Below are 15,200 nucleotides of genomic sequence, written 5' to 3' on the forward strand. Positions count from 1 at the left end.
GACCGGCCGAGAATGGCGAAGACTCGATGAGGTGATCGAGGAGACGATCGAGCTCCGGCTCGACGAGTCCGGCCTGGCAGTCGACCTTCCTGCTCCGGCGCATCCGAACGACCGCGTGGAGGGGGTGCCCTACCGTCCGGTCCAGTTCCGCGACGACGACCTCCCGAGCGCGCTGGAACGCGCAGCGGCCTGGCTACGGCAGACTGAGACGTGGCTGTCGGAGCCGGTGGACGTCATCGCCATCCACCTGGACTACGACGACGACGAAGGGGCCCCCTATTACGAGGTCAAGTTGCTCTGCAACGAGGAAGACCTAGCCGGGGCTCCACTGGCGGTCCGCAAACGCGCCGACAAACATCCGGGCCGGTAAACGCACTAGGCGGCGGGGCGCGTGCTACGGTTACCGCCGTTGCAGTCTTTGGTTCGCATGAAAAGAGCGCCTGGGGTTGTGATCCAGGCGCTCTTGTTTGTTCTGGCCCCCTTTGGAGCTGGGCGAGCACGACCGCGACACGGGGCCCACGAAGTGTGGGCTCATCACTGCCCGCCAGAGGGAGAACGTGCATGGCAACCGGCACCGTCAAGTGGTTCAACGCGGAAAAGGGTTACGGCTTCATCGCGCCGGACGGTGGAGGCCCCGACGTCTTCGCCCACTACTCAGCGATCCAGACTCAGGGTTACAAGGAGCTGGCCGACGGTCAGCAGGTCGAGTTCGACGTGACGCAGGGCCAGAAGGGCCCGCAGGCGGCGAACATTCGCCCGATGTGATCGTCAGCATCCGCTGACTGGGGCGGAGGCCAGCACCACGGTGCCGGCCTTCGCCTTTTGATTTTCCGGGGCGACGAGCCGTTGCCCGCGTTGCCGCACCCATAACCCTCTGACAGAGAAAAGCGGCCCGGACGAAATCGTCCGGGCCGCTTCGGTGGTAGCGGGGGCAGGATTTGAACCTGCGACCTCTGGGTTATGAGCCCAGCGAGCTACCGAGCTGCTCCACCCCGCGTCGGTAACTCAAGCTTAGCTCGTTCCCCCCGCAGTCGTGCAACCGGGATCCGGTCCTGCCGGCAGGCACCGGCAGGACCGGAGAGTTCACCCGGCGGCGACCACTCGCCGGGCCCGGCTGCGCGCTGTCGTCAGCGCGACGACGTTGAGCAGCAGCCCGACCACGGCCACCCCGGTCACCAGGTTGACCCCCGGCCGGAACGGCGTGAAGTCGCCGGAGCTCGCGGTCGTGGCGGACGCGATGAGCGCGGTGACCACGGCCAGCACCAGCGCGGTCCCGACCTGACCGGAGGACTGCACCAGGCCGGACGCCAGTCCCTGTTCCGAGTCGTCGATGCCGTCGGTCGCCTGCGCCATGATCGAGCTGAAGCCGAACGCGAACCCGCCGCCCAGCAACAGCATCGTCGGGAACACGGTGAACAGGTAGTCGGGTCGATCGCCGGCCGTCGCGAGGAACCACACGTAGCCGGCGCTGAGCGACAGCATCGCGGCGACGATCAGCGGAGCGGTCCCGTAGCGGTCGATCAGACGGCCCATGAACGGTGAGCTGAACGCGACCAGCAGGCCGGCCGGGAGCAGCGCCAGCGCCATCCGCAGCGGAGACCAGTGCAGCACGTCCTGCAGGTACAGCGTCATCATGAACTGGAAGCTGATGTACGAACCCATCAGCGCGACGACGCTCGCGTTCGCCCGCACGATCGAGCCGATCCGGAAGATGCTCAGGCGGACCAGCGGGTGTCGGACCCGGCTCTCGATCGCCACGAACGCGACGAGCAGCGCGACCGCGAGCACGGCGAGACCGATCGTCGCCGGTTCGAGCCAGCCGCGCTGCGGCGCGGTGACCACGGAGTAGACCGCGAGCAGCATGCCGCCCACGAGGGTGGCCGCACCGGCCAGGTCGTGCCCGCCCTCGGTGGCCCGCTTGTCCCGCGGGATGAGCGCGAGGCCGGCGGCGAGCGCGCCCAGCGCGAGCGGCACCGGCACCAGGAAGGTCCAGCGCCAGCCCAGGCTGGTCAGCAGACCGCCGAGGATGAGGCCGGACGAGTACCCGCTGGCGCCGAAGACCGTGAAGATCGACAGCGCCCGGTTGCGCGCAGGCCCCTCGGCGAACGTCGTGGTCAGGATGCTCATCGCGGTCGGTGCGGTGAAGGCGGCGGCCAGGCCCTTGATGAAGCGGGTGGCGATCAGCAGCGTGCCGTTGTCGACCAGGCCGCCGACCAGCGAGGCCACGGTGAACACACCGAGCGCGATCAGGAAGACCCGACGGCGTCCGAGCAGGTCGGCAGTGCGACCGCCGAGCAGGAGCAGGCCGCCGTAGCCGAGCACGTAGCCGTTGACGACCCATTGCAGTGAGGTGGTGGACAAGCCGAGTTCGGAGCCGATCGACGGCAGCGCCACGCCGACCATCGAGACGTCCAACCCGTCGAGGAAGAGAACCGTGCACAGCACCGCGAGCACGCCCCAGAGCCGGGGCGTCCAGCGCTGTTCCGCGGCGGGCGCGCCGGACGGCTGCGCCGCGGACTGCGTCAGGGATTCGGTGAGAGTCACGGTTGGCGACGTTAGATGCTCGTGCATCTAATGTCCACGCAAAAGATTTTGGCGCATTTATTTCGCGTGCATTGACTGGCCGACCCGGGGTAGGATGCCCGACATGGAGCTGGAGACCGATCTCGTCGAACGCTGGCGATCGCTCCTGACCTGCTACAACGAGATCGCGTGCCATCTCGAGCGGGTGCTGCAGGAGTCACACGGGTTAACACTCAGCGAGTACGAGACTCTGGACCGTCTCACCACACAGGAGTGTGACAAGCGCCGCATGCAGGAACTCGCCGAGACCATGTACCTGAGTCAGAGCGCGCTGTCCCGCACGGTGAGCCGCCTGGTGAAAGCCGGCCTGGTCGAACGCACCCACTGCGAGGTCGATCGCCGCGGTGTCTTCGTGAAGATCACCGACGACGGCAGGCAGCTGTACGCGGAAGCCCGCAAGACGCACGTCGCCGTGCTGGCCGAGCATCTCCAGCCCGCTCCGGCCTGACAGCCCCGCTCCGGCCCGACCATCCGGCTCCGGCCTGACAATCTCGCTCCGGCCTGACAATCTCGCTCCGGCCTGATAGCGAAGAACGGCCCCGGTGCGAATGCACCGAGGCCGTTCGATGTGGTAGCGGGGACAGGATTTGAACCTGTGACCTCTGGGTTATGAGCCCAGCGAGCTACCGAGCTGCTCCACCCCGCGCCGCGTTCCTTCTGTCTTGCCGTGTTGCTGTCTTGCGTCCTAACCATAGCTCGACGATCACGTGAACTGCAAAACGACGCCGCGTGACGCCCGCCACCGGCGGTTACGACGGGTTTGTCCGACGTCGTGTCGGGCATCCCGAACCCCATGGCAAAAGACTTCCGCAGGGGCGACAAGGTCAGCTGGCGGAGCCACGGCGGCGAGGCCGTCGGTACCGTGCAGAAGAAGATCACCAGCGACACCGAGATAGCCGGCCGCACGGTCCGGGCCAGCGCCGACGATCCGCAGTACCTGGTCAAGAGCGAGAAGAGCGGCGGCACCGCCGTCCACAAATCGTCCGCGCTGCACCGAGAGGGCCACTGACGCCGATGTCCGACCAGCCCGACCCCGCCCACCTGCGCCCCGAGGGCGTCGACGACGAGACGGTCGCGGCGGTGGGCAAGCTCAGCGAGGCGCTCGAGACGATCGAGCAGGCCCGCAGCCACCTCTACGCGCTGCACCAGCTGACCGGCCACGCCGACCTGATGCTCGACGAGGCGATCGAACTGCTGCGCAAGGCCGGCCACACCGCGCTGGCCGACCGCGTGGAGACCGAGTTGGTCGGCCGGAACGTCCTGGAGGGCCGGTGGACGTTCCAGATCGTCGAGGAGTACGACGACGGCTACTACGCGGCCTTCCGCGGCATGGAGGAGGACGCCCGCAACGAGTTGCTCGGCGGGCGTCGTCACGTCTACGAGTCGGAGATGAAGGAGCGGCGTCGGACGCACGGACGCCGCCACCACGAAGCCCGGCCCTGACGCAGCGAGGCCCCCGCCGGATTTCTCCGGCGGGGGCCTCGCTCTGTCAACCGCTTGGTCTCGGCGTCGGGCTGGTACTCGCTCTCGCTTTCGCCGCACGCCAGGCGTCGACGGCGTCCGCCAGTTCCTCCGACGCCTTACCGATCGCCGCGAGGTCTCCGCTCTTCTTCGCAGCTGCCAGGTTGTCCGACGCCTTCAACATCGCGCTCTCGGCCGCTTGCACGCTCCCGGCCTGCGCGGGCACCGATGGAGTCGGGCCGACCGACGGCGTCCCGCTCGGTGCCGGAGTCGGCGTCGCTGTCCCCGATGGTGTCGGGGTCGGCGTCGTACTCGGTGTACTCGGTCTGTCCCCAGGTTGCTGACCCTCAGGTGCGTCCTGGGACGCACCCGCACCGAAGAGGTTGTCGAGTGCTCCGCCCAACGTGGACTCGTACGCGACCTTTTCCCCGTAGAGCATCAGCACGTTCTGGAACAGCGGTATGGAGTCTTGGCCGCTGGCTCTCTGGTAGATCGGTTCGACGTAGAGCAACCCGCCTGCCACCGGCAACGTCAGCAGGTTGCCGTAGACAACTTGGGAGTCGCCCAGGTCGAGCACGTTGAGGTTGTCGCGGACCGTGTCCTCACTGCGCATCTTGTTCTGCGCCTGGGTCGGGCCCGCGATTTGCGAGTCGCCAGGCAGCTCCAGCATTTGGATCACGGGTTTGTAGTTGTCGTCGTAGTGCGCGGATATCAACGCGGTCAGGTTGTTCCGCCGGTTGGCGACCATCGGCGTGGTGATCTGGAACGTGGCCTTCTCCTGCTGCGGCCACTGCGCGACGACGTAGAACGGCGGCTGCTTACCGCCCCTTGCCGGTGTCGGGTCATCGGGGACCTGCCAGAAGTCCTGCCCGCTGAAGAAGTCGTCCGCGGCGCTGACGTGGTACTTCGCGAGCAGCGAGCGCTGGACCTTGAACAGGTCCTCCGGGTACCGGAAGTGCGCGGCCAGCTCGGCCGGGATGTCCTTCTTCGGCTTGATGATGCCGTCGAACGCCTTGTTCCAGGCCTTGAGCACCGGGTCGGCGTCGTCGAACTGGTACAGGGTGACGGTGCCGTCGTAGGCGTCGACGGTGGCCTTCACCGAGTTCCGGATGTAGTTGATCTGGTCGTTCGGTTGCGCCGCCGTGCCGGCACCCGTGCGAGAGTCGACCGCGGTCGCCCCCAGCGTCTCGCGCTGCGAGTACGGGTAGAAGTTGCTGGTCGTATAGCCGTCGATGATCCACTGGATCCGGCCGTCGACCAGCGCCGGATAGGGGTCGCCGTCCAGCGTCAGGAACGGGGCGACCTTCTCCACGCGCTCGCGCGGGTTCCGGACGTACATGACCTTGGAGTTGTCGTTGAGCGCGCTGGAGAGCAGGAAGTTCCGCTCCCGGAAGTACAGCGAGTACAGCAGCCGGCGGGAGAGCGAGTCGACCTCGACGCCGCCCTTGCCGTCGTAGGTGAAGCTGACCTGCTCGCTCTGGTCGCCGCCCTGGGTGGTGGGACGGTCGAACTCGCGGTCACGGCCGTCCGACGACTTACCGACGACCGCGTAGTCGCTGGTCAGCTCGCCGTAGTACACCCGGGGCTGCCGCACGGGGTTGTCCGCGGCGAACGCTGCGGCGAGCTTCGCGGCCTGCTGCTCGGACGCCTCGTCGTCGGCGGCCGCGGGGGTGTCGCCCAGCGAGCCGGAGACGAAGTACGGCTGGCCGCCCTCGGTCACCTGGTTGGCCGGCGCGGCCACCAGGCCGTAGCCGTGGGTGTAGATCGTGTGCAGGTTGATCCAGTTCTTCTGGCTGTCGTCCAGGCGGCTGGTGTCCATCTCGCGCAGCGCGACGATGTAGTCCTGCAGCTGCTCGTCGACCGTGTACTGGTCGATGTCGAGGCTGGAGTTGAACCGGTAGAACGTCCGGACCTGCTGGAGCTGGGTGAACGTGTCCGAGAGCACGTTCGGGTCGAGCAGCCGCGCGTTGCGGACCGTGCCCGCCTCCTGCGCCACCTGGGCAGGCGTCGCGCTGGTGTTGGGCGTGTAGTCCTGCCGCTCGATGTCGTCGATGCCGTAGGCATCTCGGGTCGCGGTGATGCTGCGCTCGATGTAGTCGGCCTCGCGGTCGATCGCGTTCGGCTTGATCGTGAACTGCTCAGCCAGCGCCGGCACCGCGCCACCGATCACGATGGCCGAGATGCCGAGCAGGATCAGCGCCATCGCCGGGGGCAACACCCGCCGGAAGCCGAGGTTCGCGAAGAACACCAGCGCACAGAGCGCTGCGATCCACAACAGGATGTTCTTCGCTGGTAGCAAGAACTCGATATCGGCGGCGGACGCCCCATGTGTCTTCGTGGAGTCGTTGTAGCCGAACAGCATGCCGAAGCGGTCGAAGTAGTACGCGACGGCCTTCAGCGCGACGAACAGCCCCAGCAGCACCGAGAGGTGGCCGATGACGGCGGTGCCGAGACGGCCACCCGAGCCGGCCTGCAGCCGGATGCCACCGAACAGATAGTGGACGACGAGCGCACCGATCACCGACAGCACGATCGCGGTGAACGCGACGCTCAGCACGTATCGCCAGAACGGATACTCGAAGACGTAGAACGAGATGTCACGGTTGTACTGCTCGTCGGTCTCGCCGAACGGCGTCGAGTTGATGAACAGCAGCCACGTCTTCCACTGGCCCTGCGCCGACAGACCGGTGATCACCCCGACGACCGCACCGGCGGCCAGCGTGAGCAGGCCGAACCGCGGCGCGATCGCCATCCGGTAGCGCTCGAGGTTCTGCTGCTCCAGCGACATCGGCGCGAAGATCGGCCGCAGCCGGTAGGCCACGTAGAGGTTCACCGCGACGATCGCTCCGGTGACGACACCGAAGAGGACGAACAGCAGCAACCGGGTCTGCAGACTCGTCGAAAGGACCCTGGTGAGGCCGACCTCGTCGTACCAGAGCCAGTCGGCGTACAGGCTGCTCCCTGCCGTCAGAACGAACAGCAGAACGACGGCCGACACGAGAACGATGACGACACGCCGGGCGCGTCGGCTCACCGACGGCAACGGCGAACGCATGACCACGGGCATCTCCCGGTATGGATTGCGGTGAAGCGTGGACCAAACCTACCTTGCATCTACCAGCCGGGAGGCTGCGGACCACGCCCGTCACAGCTCCATGCCAGCATTGGGGTCATGACCGACGTCCAGTCCGGCGTGAACGGCGTTCCGCTGCCCGATCCCCTCCACGCCGTCGTCCTCGAACTCGAGCGGCACGCGAACGCGGGCGGCTGGGACCAACCACCTGCGCTCTACGCCCTCGTCGACACCGCAGAACTGCTGGCCGCGGAGCCGGGCCTGGCCGATCAGGTCGGCCTGTCCGCGACCGAGATCGAACCCGGGTCGATCACCCCGGTCGAGCAGGAGTCGATCGGGGACGCACCGCTCGACGAGACGCTGGCGCGCATCGCGTGGCCCGAGTCCGTGCTCGGCTGCGCGCTCGTGCAGGAGGTGCTGGTGCTGCCGCCGGACGCCGAAGACGCCCGGCCGGACGACACCGATCCGGTGGAGTGGGCCGCGGCCCACACCGATCGGCGCGAGGTGCGGATGGTGGCCGGCGTGCTGCGGGACGGCACGAGCGCGTGCGCGCTCCGGATGCGGCCGCACGGGGAGGTCGAGTCGACCGAGGTCATCTACGGAGCCGACCTCGCGCCGAACCTGGTCGTGGCACTGCGCGCGACGCTGGACTAGCAACCCCGCGGGTGGCCGCCCCGCTTCAACGTGGTCAGGGCGCTGAGCGCGTCGTCCAGTGTCGCCACTCGAACCAGCTCCAGCCCGTCCGGCGCCGCGCCCGCGGCCTCCAGGCAGTTGTCGGCGGGCACCAGGAACACAGTGGCGCCCGCGCGGTCGGCGGCGACCATCTTCTGCGAGATGCCGCCGATCGCGCCGACGTTGCCGTCGTCGTCGATCTCACCGGTCCCGGCGATGAACTTGCCGCCGGTGAGGTCCTCGGGCTTGACCTTGTCGATCACGGCCAGCGCGAACATCAACCCGGCGGACGGGCCACCGATCTTGTCCAGATCGAACGACACCGTGAACGGGTGCGGCTGCTCGTCCTTCGTCTCGATCTTCAGCAGCGGACGCCCGTCGTCGTCGCTGCGGGCGAGCATGATCGACGCCGTGCCGGTGGTCGTCCCGCGCTGGTACCCGATCGTGGTGGCCTTGCCGGGTTGCTTCGCCGCGAGCAGCGCGCGGAGCTTGGTGCCGCTGGTCACCTCGGTGCCGTCCACCGACGTGACGACGTCGCCGACCGCGAGCTTGCCGGTCGACGGCGAACCAGGAGCGACCTTGGTCACCGTCACCTTCACCGGGTAGCCGAGCTCGCGCAGCGCCGCGGTCTCGGCGGAGGTCTGCGAGTTCTTGAACGCCTGCGCGTTCTCCTCGTTGACCTGCTGGCGGGTCTCCCCCGGCGGGTAGACGACCTCGCGCGGCACCACCGCAACCGTGCCGTCCAACCAGCCCACCAGCGCGTTGCCGAGGTTGAGATCGGGGCTCACCGAGACCGTCGTGAGGTTGAGGTTGCCCTTGGACTTGCTGGTCGGCGTGCCGCTGATCGTGATGATCTCGTGGCCGTCGCGGCTGCCGAGCGTGTTGACGGTGGGGCCGGGGCCGAGCGCGACGTACGGCACCGGGAGCAACGCCATACCGAGCGAGAGCAACAACGCGAGGATGGCGCCGACGAACACCGTCAGGCCGCGCCGCAACATCATGGGCGCCAGCGTAACGGCGTCACGCGCGAGTGCCCCGGCTGCGGGGGTTTCAGCGTCTCTCACCGGCGATTGCGCCGATTGCGCCGTGCCCTGCGCACCAGCGCGGCCGTGCCGACGAGCGCGACCGAGACACCGGCCGCGGCACCGCCGGCCACCGCGGCGCCCTTCACGGTGATCCGCAGCGGCAGTAGCGGCCGGCCCTGCGCCCAGCTGCTCAACGCGTCCTCGTTGGTGTACGCGGGTTCCCATCCGGCCGCGCGCAGCCGATCGGCGTCCACCGCCCAGGGGTGCATGAGGTAGTCGAGCTGGCTGGCGGGATCCCCGCTGATGCCCTGGGCGTGCAGGCGGGTCGCGGTACCCACGGCCGCGTCGGCGGGCAGCTCGACCCGGCGTCGACCGAGGATCCGTTCGACCTCGGACTGCTCCAGCCATCCTTCCGAGCCGACGTTCAGCGGGCCGGTGAGCCGGGCGAGCACGGTCGTGAGCACGGCGCCCGCGAGGTCCTCGGAGTGGCAGAACTGCCAGATCGGCTTCGTACCCCGGACCACCAGCAGCCGCGGTCCGTCGAGCGCACCGCCCGCCGGGTGGTCGATACCGCGACCCACGACGACCGCCGGACGGAGCAGCGCGGTCTGCACCTGCGGGTACATCCGCCCGGCGCGGGCCGCGAACTCCTCGACGGCCAGCAGGTCGTCCAGCGCGCTGCCGTCCGGACGCGCCCGGACCGGCGCTCCGTCCCGCAGCGGCACCGGATTGTCCGCGAACGCCCCGTACACCCGCGCCGACGAGAGCAGCACGACGTGCCGGACGCCGGTCGCGGCGGCCGCGGTCAGCGCCACCGAGGCTCCGGTCACCGTTCGGCGCCGCTGCTCGGCACGGTCGAGCGCGGGGTCGTCGGACACCGCGAGGTGGACGAGCGTGTCGACCTTGTGCAGAGCCGAGGCCAGCCCGGGGTCGGTCGGATCCGCCTTTCGCCAGCGGACCGTGGGTACGCCCGGCTTTTTCGCGTCGAGCGCAATCACCTGGCGGATTCCCTCAGCGTTGGCCAAACGACGACATATCGCCTGGCCAATCGGGGACGCTGCCCCGGTTACCGCCACGGTGAGACCCGCGGAGGGCGCGGCGGCGGCACGCGCGGCACGGAGCGGACGAGTCATCGCGGGCCTACCAGGGCTACCGTTGACGGCATGGTGAGCAAGTCATGACCGACATCCCGTTCGGCTTCGCGCTTCCGGGGGGACAGCCCAACCCCAACGACCCGCAGTGGCAAGCAATGATGGCGCAACTGCAGCAGATCCTCTCGTCGTCACAGTCTGGCGGGACGGTCAACTGGGACCTCGCCAAACAGGTCGCCACCGGCTTGGCGCGGCAGAACGACCGCTCGCTCACCGGCGCCGAGCGGCAGGAGGCAGTGGATGCGCTCCGGCTCGCCGACGTCTGGCTCGACCTGGTCACCAGTTTGCCTTCTGGTGTCTCACATGCGGTGGGCTGGAGCCAGCTCGAGTGGATCGACGCCACGATTCCGGCGTGGAAGCGGCTCTGCGACCCGCTCGCCGAGCGGGTAGTCGGCGCGATGAGCAAGATGCTGCCGGAGCAGGCGGCAGCCCAGCTCGGCCCGATGACCGGGATGCTCGCCGGCATCGGCGGCATGATGTTCGGCGGCCAGGTCGGGCAGGGCGTCGGGCAGCTGTCGGGCGAGGTGCTCACCTCCTCCGACATCGGACTTCCGCTGGGGCCGTCGGGTACCGCCGCGCTGCTGCCCGCAAACCTCGCCCAGTTCAGCGAGGGTCTGGAGCAGCCCGCCGACCAGGTCCGGCTCTACGTCGCGCTGCGCGAGGTCGCGCACGCTCGGCTGTTCGGGCACGTGAACTGGGTCCGCGCGCACGTCCTGGACGCCGTCGACGCGTACGCCAGGGGCATCACGGTCGACCCGGAGACGATCGAGCGGGCGGTGCGGGAGATCGACCCGTCCGACCCCGAGTCGATGCAGCAGGCGCTGGCCGGCGGGATGTTCACCCCGGAGGACACCCCCGCGCAGCAGGCCGCGCTGGTGCGGCTGGAGACCGCGCTCGCGCTGATCGAGGGCTGGGTCTCGCACATCGTGGACCAGGTCGCGGCCGAGCGGCTGCCAGGTGCGGCGGCGCTCACCGAGACGTTCCGCCGTCGCCGCGCCGAGGGCGGGCCGGCCGAGCAGACGTTCGCGACCCTGGTGGGCCTGGAGCTGCGGCCGCGGCGGCTGCGCGATGCGGCGCGGCTGTGGGAGGCCCTGCTGGAGCACCGCGGCGCCGAGGGCCGTGACGCGGTGTGGGCGCACCCCGACCTGGTGCCGAGGTCCGAGGACCTGGACGACCCCGAGGCGTTCGCCCGGAACGACTCCGACGGTCCCGACTTCGACATGAGCGACCTCGACAAGCTCTAGATCCACAAGCTCGAGATCGACGCCTGCAGGGCAGACGCGGGCGGGTGCGGTGCCCTCGGCGGGGCTACGCGCCCACGGCGGAGTCGTCGGCGTCCTCGTCGGCGTCGGAGACGTCGAGGGACGCCGACGCGGCAACACCCTCCAGGTAGCCGCGGGCGCGCTGGGCCCGCGGATACCGGTCCACCAGCTCCCAGAAGTCCGGACCGTGGCCGGGGATCCGCAAGTGCACGAGCTCGTGCACCAGCACGTAGTCGATCACCCAGTCGGGCATGCCACGCAGCCGCGACGACAGCCGGATCGTTCCCTCCGCCGGCGTGCACGAACCCCAGCGGCCGCGCTGGTTGCTGACCCAGCGCACGCTCACCGGCCGTATCTCGTCGTCGAAGTAGGCGTCGGCCAGGCGGAGCGCTCGCGCCTCCAGCTCGGCGTCACCGCGAGGGCGCCGGGAGCGACGGTCGCGCGCATCGAGGCGCGCGAGCATCTTCTTCACCCACTCGCGCTCTTCCACCGCGCTGAAGCGCGCGGGGATCAGCACGACAACCGTGTCACCATCGCGGTAGGCCGCGACCGTGCGGCGCCGGCGCGCGCTGCGCCGGACCTGCACGGAGATCGGGTGTCCGGGGTCCATAGAGGCACGCTAGCCCCCGACCGGCCGGTCCGTCTGCCGTGTCGTGAATCCTGTGGACAAGCCTCCCCCGCAGGGTGGATGTCCTTCCCGGAGCCCCTCCGGCCGGCCGTAGTCGGACCAGGTCGATCGCTCCTGACGTTGACGCAGAGGCGGGTCGCGGCCTAGCGTCACAAGAGCCCCTGTGGCGACCGTCCGCCCCGGCACGTGGGGAAGGTGACGGGACGGGCGCCGTCCAGGGGCCCTTTTGCTGCCCTCATGCGCGCGCCTTGCGGCGTTTCTCCCTCGCGACACGGTGAAGTATCCCGGCGAGCCTCTGGCGAGTTATGCCTGTTTTGCCGGATAAGGTCGGGCGATCCGGCGGACCTGTCCCCCGTCGGCCGACCCTGTCCAGCCGAGGAGGCACTGTGGCCGACACGTACAACGGCTACTGCGTGAAGTGCAAGGAGAAGCGTGACTTCGAAGGCGAGGTCACGACGAGCGAATCCGGGCGCCGGATGGCGAAGGGCTCCTGCCCGGTATGCGGGACCAAGATGAACCGCATCCTCGGCAAGGCCTGATTCGCCGGTCCGTCATCGTGCCGGCCCGAGGTGGGCCGGCACGGATCGGGCCTGTGGACGAGCGGAACGCGGCAGCGGCACGGAACGGCAATCTCGACGCATGCGTCCGCTCCTGCTGCCCACGCTCTCCCGACTCTGGCGCGATGCCACGACGCTGCAACTCGGCGCCGATCCCGAGCGGGCCGTCGTGCTCACCGCCGTCGACCCCGGCGTCGCCGCGTTCCTGATCTCGCTCGACGGCCGTCGCTCGCTCCGCGACGTCGTCGCCGCGCCGCCGCCGGGCCTGGCAGGCGCCGCCGCCGAATCGCTGATCACGGCCCTGATCGCACGCGGTGCGGTCGTGGACGCCGACACGCTGACGCCACGCGTCGCACGCGATGCCGACGCCACCCTCCCGCCGCTCCCGCCCGCGCTGGTGTCCGCACTTCTCACCCACGGCTCGCACGCCGTCGACCGGATGTCCGCGCGCCGCCGGGCCCACGTCCTGGTCCGCTGCCGCGGCCGCGTGGGGCCGGTGATCGCCGCGCTGCTCGCCGCCGACGGCGTCGGCCGGGTCGTCGTCACCGGCACGGGGGTGGCCACGCCCGACGACGTGACGGTCGGTGGCCTCTGCCCGGACGACGTCGGGCGCCCCTACGTGCTGGCAACGCTCGACGCGGTGCGCCGCGGGTCCCCGGCGGTGGACACCCGGCCCACCGGTGAGCTGCCGGACTTCGTCGTGTTGGCTGCCGGACCGCTCCCGCTCCCCGCCGACCAGGTGCGGTGGACGTCGGCGGGCGTACCGCACCTACCGGTTCTGCTGCGGGACGGCGTCGCGATCGTCGGGCCGCTGGTCGCACCGGGCCGCACCGCGTGCCTGACCTGTCTCGACGAGCACCGCCGCGACCGCGACCCGGCCTGGCCCGTGCTGGCCGCTCAGCTCGCGACCGACCGGCGTGGGGAACCCGCCGAGGCCGTCGTGGTCACCACCGCAGCCGCGCTCGCCGCCGCCGAGGTGTCCGGTCACCTGGAGGGCGTCCTCACCGCGACGGTCGGAACGTCGCTGGAAATCGGGCCGCCGGGCGTCCCGCTGCGCCGCCGATCGTGGACGCCGCACCCCCGGTGTGACTGCCTGCGGGACGCCGGTGCCGCCACCACGGACGACTCCGAACGGAGCGCGCGACAATAGGGGGGTGACCGACATCCCCCGGCGGGCGCTCACCCGCACTGCGAAGCTCGCCGCGTTGCCGCTGGGGATGGCGGGACGCGCCACCCTCGGCATCGGTAAACGGCTCGGCGGCGCCCCAGCTGAAGCCGTCGCCCGTGAGGTCCAGCAGCGGACCGCCGAGCAACTGTTCAGCGTCCTCGGGCAGCTCAAGGGCGGCGCGATGAAGTTCGGCCAGGCGCTGAGCATCTTCGAGGCCGCATTCCCCGAGGAGATCGCCAAGCCGTACCGGGCCGCGCTCACCAAGCTGCAGGAGGCGGCGCCGCCGCTGCCCGCGGCGGCCGTGCACGGGGTGCTCGCCGAGGAGCTGGGCCCGGACTGGCGGACGAAGTTCCGCGAGTTCGACGACGCCCCCGCCGCGGCGGCGAGCATCGGGCAGGTGCACCGGGCGGTCTGGTCGTCGGGGCGCGAGGTCGCGGTGAAGATCCAGTACCCGGGCGCCGGTCCGGCCCTGCTCGCCGACCTCAACCAGCTCGGACGCCTGGCCAGGCTGTTCACCGTGCTCCAGCCGGGTCTCGACATCAAGCCGCTGGTCACCGAACTCAAGGCCCGCGTCGCCGAGGAGCTGGACTACCACCTGGAGGCGAAGGCAACCCGGGCGTTCGCGAAGGCCTACCGGGACGATCCGGAGATCGCGGTGCCCCGAGTGCTCGCCGGTACCCCGCGGGTGCTCGTCACGGATTGGATCGACGGAACACCGCTCTCCGACGTGATCGCGGACGGCTCGACCGAGGATCGCAACCGGGCCGGCGAGCTGATGGCCGTGCTGCACTTCTCCGCCCCGGCGCGGACGAAGATGCTGCACGCCGATCCTCACCCCGGCAACTTCCGGCTGCTGCCGGACGGCCGGCTCGGCGTCCTCGACTTCGGGGCGGTCGCCCGGCTGCCGCACGGCCTGCCGGAGCCGGTCGGCCGGCTGGCGCGGTTCGCGCTGGCCGGTGACGCCGAGGCGGTGCTCGCCGGGCTGCGCGACGAGGGGTTCGTGAAGCGGGACGCGCCGGTGGACGCGGAGGAACTGCTCGGGTACCTGCGCCCGATGCTGGATCCGCTGGCGGTCGAGGAGTTCCAGTTCTCCCGTGCCTGGCTCCGCAAGGAGGCCACCCGGCTCGGCGATCCGCGGAGCGAGGCGTACCAGCTCGGACGCCAGCTGAACCTTCCGCCGTCCTACCTGCTCATCCACCGGGTGACGCTGGGTTCGATCGGGGTGCTCTGCCAGCTGGAGGCGAAGGCGCGCTACCGCGCGGTCGTCGAGCAGTGGCAACCGGGTTTCGTCGAGCCGCTCGCCGACACCGCGGACTGACCCGACCACCGCGCTGACCACCGCGGGCGGAGAGGGCGCGCCAATACACGCGAAACCGGGCCGTAAACAGCGCTTACGGCCCGGTTTCGGTCAACGGCTGTCGTTCCCGGCCGAAACGTGGAGCAGCCCGCCCCGGCGGGAGCCGGGGCGGGCTGGTTCAGCGGGCGGATTCGCTCAGAGCCGGTCCCGGAGGCGAGCAGCGGCTGCGGCGACGACACGGGCCGGCCGGCGGGCGCCCAGGCGGGCGCGACGCGACGCGGCCTGTTGCATTCGGGATCGGGCGAGGGTCTCGTTCAGAAGTA

The 15,200-nt window shown here is 70.0% G+C and carries 15 protein-coding genes and 2 tRNA genes; 10 read left to right on the forward strand and 7 right to left on the reverse strand.

Annotated elements, in window-relative coordinates; all coding sequences use genetic code 11:
- The first annotated feature begins 31 nt into the window (after positions 1-31).
- Together BUB75_RS17900 and BUB75_RS17905 are read left to right on the forward strand one after the other, a co-directional pair.
- Positions 32-370 carry a hypothetical protein gene (locus BUB75_RS17900; protein WP_073258663.1) on the forward strand — a complete coding sequence of 113 codons (339 nt, stop codon included), beginning with the start codon at positions 32-34 and terminating at the stop codon, positions 368-370.
- A gap of 191 nt (positions 371-561) precedes the next feature.
- A complete protein-coding gene (locus BUB75_RS17905; RefSeq protein ID WP_073258665.1) occupies positions 562-765 on the forward strand; it encodes a cold-shock protein in 204 nt (67 codons plus the stop codon).
- A 155-nt stretch (positions 766-920) separates the two neighbouring features.
- Here the strand turns inward: BUB75_RS17905 and BUB75_RS17910 are convergent.
- Positions 921-997, reverse strand: a tRNA-Met gene (locus BUB75_RS17910).
- An 86-nt stretch (positions 998-1,083) separates the two neighbouring features.
- On the reverse strand, positions 1,084-2,571 hold the full coding sequence (locus BUB75_RS17915) for an MFS transporter (RefSeq protein ID WP_073258667.1): 1,488 nt from the start codon (positions 2,569-2,571) through the stop codon (positions 1,084-1,086).
- Positions 2,572-2,647: 76 nt separating this feature from the next.
- Here BUB75_RS17915 and BUB75_RS17920 point away from each other — a divergent pair, with 76 nt between their 5' ends.
- A complete protein-coding gene (locus BUB75_RS17920) occupies positions 2,648-3,031 on the forward strand; it encodes a MarR family winged helix-turn-helix transcriptional regulator (RefSeq protein ID WP_073258669.1) in 384 nt (127 codons plus the stop codon).
- Between the two features lie 121 nt (positions 3,032-3,152).
- On the opposite strand, the gene BUB75_RS17925 is transcribed toward BUB75_RS17920, so the two are convergent.
- Positions 3,153-3,229: transfer RNA gene (locus BUB75_RS17925), tRNA-Met, on the reverse strand.
- A 147-nt stretch (positions 3,230-3,376) separates the two neighbouring features.
- Here BUB75_RS17925 and BUB75_RS17930 point away from each other — a divergent pair.
- Together BUB75_RS17930 and BUB75_RS17935 are read left to right on the forward strand one after the other, a co-directional pair.
- Positions 3,377-3,592: a hypervirulence associated TUDOR domain-containing protein gene (locus tag BUB75_RS17930; RefSeq protein WP_073259145.1), complete on the forward strand. Its 216-nt coding sequence runs from the start codon at positions 3,377-3,379 to the stop codon at positions 3,590-3,592.
- Positions 3,593-3,597: 5 nt separating this feature from the next.
- Positions 3,598-4,026 carry a hypothetical protein gene (locus BUB75_RS17935; protein ID WP_073258671.1) on the forward strand — a complete coding sequence of 143 codons (429 nt, stop codon included), beginning with the start codon at positions 3,598-3,600 and terminating at the stop codon, positions 4,024-4,026.
- Positions 4,027-4,072: 46 nt separating this feature from the next.
- On the opposite strand, the gene BUB75_RS17940 is transcribed toward BUB75_RS17935, so the two are convergent.
- Positions 4,073-7,099: a UPF0182 family membrane protein gene (locus tag BUB75_RS17940; protein ID WP_073259146.1), complete on the reverse strand. Its 3,027-nt coding sequence runs from the start codon at positions 7,097-7,099 to the stop codon at positions 4,073-4,075.
- A 117-nt stretch (positions 7,100-7,216) separates the two neighbouring features.
- Here BUB75_RS17940 and BUB75_RS17945 point away from each other — a divergent pair, with 117 nt between their 5' ends.
- On the forward strand, positions 7,217-7,771 hold the full coding sequence (locus tag BUB75_RS17945) for a PPA1309 family protein (protein ID WP_073258673.1): 555 nt from the start codon (positions 7,217-7,219) through the stop codon (positions 7,769-7,771).
- Here the strand turns inward: BUB75_RS17945 and BUB75_RS17950 are convergent.
- Both BUB75_RS17950 and BUB75_RS17955 read right to left on the reverse strand, forming a co-directional pair.
- Positions 7,768-8,787 (reverse strand): PDZ domain-containing protein, encoded by a 1,020-nt coding sequence (locus BUB75_RS17950; RefSeq protein ID WP_178379931.1) that lies wholly within the window; start codon positions 8,785-8,787, stop codon positions 7,768-7,770. The two genes, BUB75_RS17945 and BUB75_RS17950, sit on opposite strands and share 4 nt — an antisense overlap.
- Before the next feature lie 62 nt (positions 8,788-8,849).
- Positions 8,850-9,947: an NAD-dependent epimerase/dehydratase family protein gene (locus tag BUB75_RS17955; protein ID WP_073258675.1), complete on the reverse strand. Its 1,098-nt coding sequence runs from the start codon at positions 9,945-9,947 to the stop codon at positions 8,850-8,852.
- Positions 9,948-9,991: 44 nt separating this feature from the next.
- Between BUB75_RS17955 and BUB75_RS17960 the strand changes: the two genes are divergently transcribed.
- Positions 9,992-11,209 (forward strand): zinc-dependent metalloprotease, encoded by a 1,218-nt coding sequence (locus BUB75_RS17960; RefSeq protein WP_073258677.1) that lies wholly within the window; start codon positions 9,992-9,994, stop codon positions 11,207-11,209.
- A 64-nt stretch (positions 11,210-11,273) separates the two neighbouring features.
- On the opposite strand, the gene BUB75_RS17965 is transcribed toward BUB75_RS17960, so the two are convergent.
- Positions 11,274-11,837: a M48 metallopeptidase family protein gene (locus BUB75_RS17965; RefSeq protein ID WP_073258679.1), complete on the reverse strand. Its 564-nt coding sequence runs from the start codon at positions 11,835-11,837 to the stop codon at positions 11,274-11,276.
- 404 nt (positions 11,838-12,241) lie between these two features.
- Here BUB75_RS17965 and BUB75_RS46285 point away from each other — a divergent pair, with 404 nt between their 5' ends.
- From BUB75_RS46285 to BUB75_RS17975, 3 genes are all read left to right on the forward strand, one after another.
- Positions 12,242-12,394: a DUF5679 domain-containing protein gene (locus tag BUB75_RS46285; protein WP_169745129.1), complete on the forward strand. Its 153-nt coding sequence runs from the start codon at positions 12,242-12,244 to the stop codon at positions 12,392-12,394.
- 100 nt (positions 12,395-12,494) lie between these two features.
- On the forward strand, positions 12,495-13,562 hold the full coding sequence (locus tag BUB75_RS17970; RefSeq protein WP_073258681.1) for a TOMM precursor leader peptide-binding protein: 1,068 nt from the start codon (positions 12,495-12,497) through the stop codon (positions 13,560-13,562).
- A gap of 4 nt (positions 13,563-13,566) precedes the next feature.
- Positions 13,567-14,898, forward strand: coding sequence for an ABC1 kinase family protein (locus BUB75_RS17975; protein WP_073258683.1), 1,332 nt, complete (start codon positions 13,567-13,569; stop codon positions 14,896-14,898).
- Positions 14,899-15,200 lie beyond the last annotated feature (302 nt).

The organism is Cryptosporangium aurantiacum (genome assembly GCF_900143005.1).
In the GTDB taxonomy this organism is placed as follows: Bacteria; Actinomycetota; Actinomycetes; order Mycobacteriales; family Cryptosporangiaceae; genus Cryptosporangium; species Cryptosporangium aurantiacum.